Genomic DNA, 1,541 nt, shown 5'->3' with positions numbered 1-1,541 from the left:
GTGTTGCCGTAGGCCTGAGCCGGCTCGCGCCAGTCCGTCGTTATGGTCGGGTGCCGGGCGATCGGAGTCGCGGCGTCGATATAATGCATGGCCGAGAGATCGACGCTTGCGTAGTTCGGGGCTGCCTCGAGGTGGGCCCACTGGTGCGGCCAGGCGTTGAGGAACGTCGCCTTTTCGGCCTCCATGAGCTGGAGCGCCGCTTCGGCGTCGAACCAGCGCTGCAACACCAATGATCCGCCGGCCGACAGCGTACCGCCCAGCGCCATGGCGAAGTTGCCCGACCAGAAGAACCCGTTCGCCGACCACATCCGCACGGGATGGGCGGCGTCTACCGCGTACCACCGCGCCCAGCGCCATAGCTGCAGACAGACGCCGCGATGGGCGGACAGGATGCCCTTGGCCTTGCCGGTCGATCCTGACGAGAACTTGAGAATCCCGGGATCGCTCGGCATCACCGCCGCGGCGGCGGCCTCCACGAGCTCGGGCGCAATTTCGCTGCCCCGCGCGAGGAACGACGACCAGCCCTCTATGCCTCCCTGGCCCTGATCGCTGTCCACCATGGCGAGATGGCGCAGAAAGGGGAATTGCAGCGACGCCAGCCCGCCCGGAGCCGCATCGGCGATCCGGGGTTCGAGCCCGGTGACGATCGCCGCGAAATCCTTCTTCAATACGTTACGTTCCAGCAGCAGCACGGAAACGCCCGACATCTTCAGAACCTGCTCGAGCTCGGCGGCCGTGTAGAACGTGCTGATCGTCGAAGCGACGCCGCCCGCAAGCGCCGTGCCGAAAAGCGAAGCGAGGAATTCGGGGCGGTTGGTCTGGAGGATGCCCACGCGAGTGCCCTTGCCGACGCCGCAGGCGACCAGCGCACGGGCCACGTCCATCGAGTGCCGCCACAGGGTGTCGTAGCTCCAGCGCACGACGTTATCGCCTTCACGCAGGACCAGCGCCTCGGCCGGCCCATAGGCGTCGGTCACCTCGCGCAGGTAGCCGCCCAGGGTAAGCGCGCCGATGCCCTGCTCGTCGGCAAGCGGGATGCCCCGCGAGATCGACAAATCGCCGCTGACATAATTCGGGCCCATCATCTCCTCGTCCGCTCCCTTCGTGCCGGTCAGTACGGCAGCTCGACCTCGTTGAGCGAGCTCACCACCGTCTTGCCGTTCTGGTCGGTCAGTTTGACCTTCACCTGCACGACCGGGAAACCCCACTGCGATGCTTCGATCTTATCGACGATCTCTCCGTCGAAGAAGGTCACGTCGCCTTCGAACGCCGGGCTGCGGAAATCCGACTTCGCGTGGCGTACCAGGCCGTCATGCCCGGCCCACATCGCCAGATAGTCGGTATTCCACGCTGCCATCGTGGCGCCGTAGCCATAGGCGCGGCTCATGCCGACCTCGCTGGCATAGCTGTCGTCGATATGGCCCCGCGAAGGTCCGACATAGAGGCCGTCGCGCGCGCGCGGATCGATCTGGGCCAGGGCCTCGTCGAAGGCGAATTCGGGCAGCCAGCCCGGATCCTGGTTGATCCAGGGGTCTTCGACG

At 66.2% G+C, this 1,541-nt stretch carries 2 protein-coding genes; both read right to left on the bottom strand.

The annotated features are described in order from the left end of the window. On the bottom strand, positions 1-977 hold a 977-nt coding region (locus tag QZV94_RS25070; protein ID WP_293683226.1), incomplete at its 3' end, for an AMP-binding protein. A gap of 134 nt (positions 978-1,111) precedes the next feature. Beyond that, positions 1,112-1,541 (bottom strand): hypothetical protein (locus QZV94_RS25065; protein ID WP_293683224.1); only part of this gene is annotated, 430 nt, incomplete at its 5' end.

Origin of the sequence: uncultured Phenylobacterium sp. (assembly GCF_902826855.1) — a bacterium.
In the GTDB taxonomy this organism is placed as follows: domain Bacteria; phylum Pseudomonadota; class Alphaproteobacteria; order Caulobacterales; family Caulobacteraceae; genus Phenylobacterium.
Note: the sequence above shows the minus strand (reverse complement) of the source record. Positions and strands in the feature narration are given on the sequence as shown.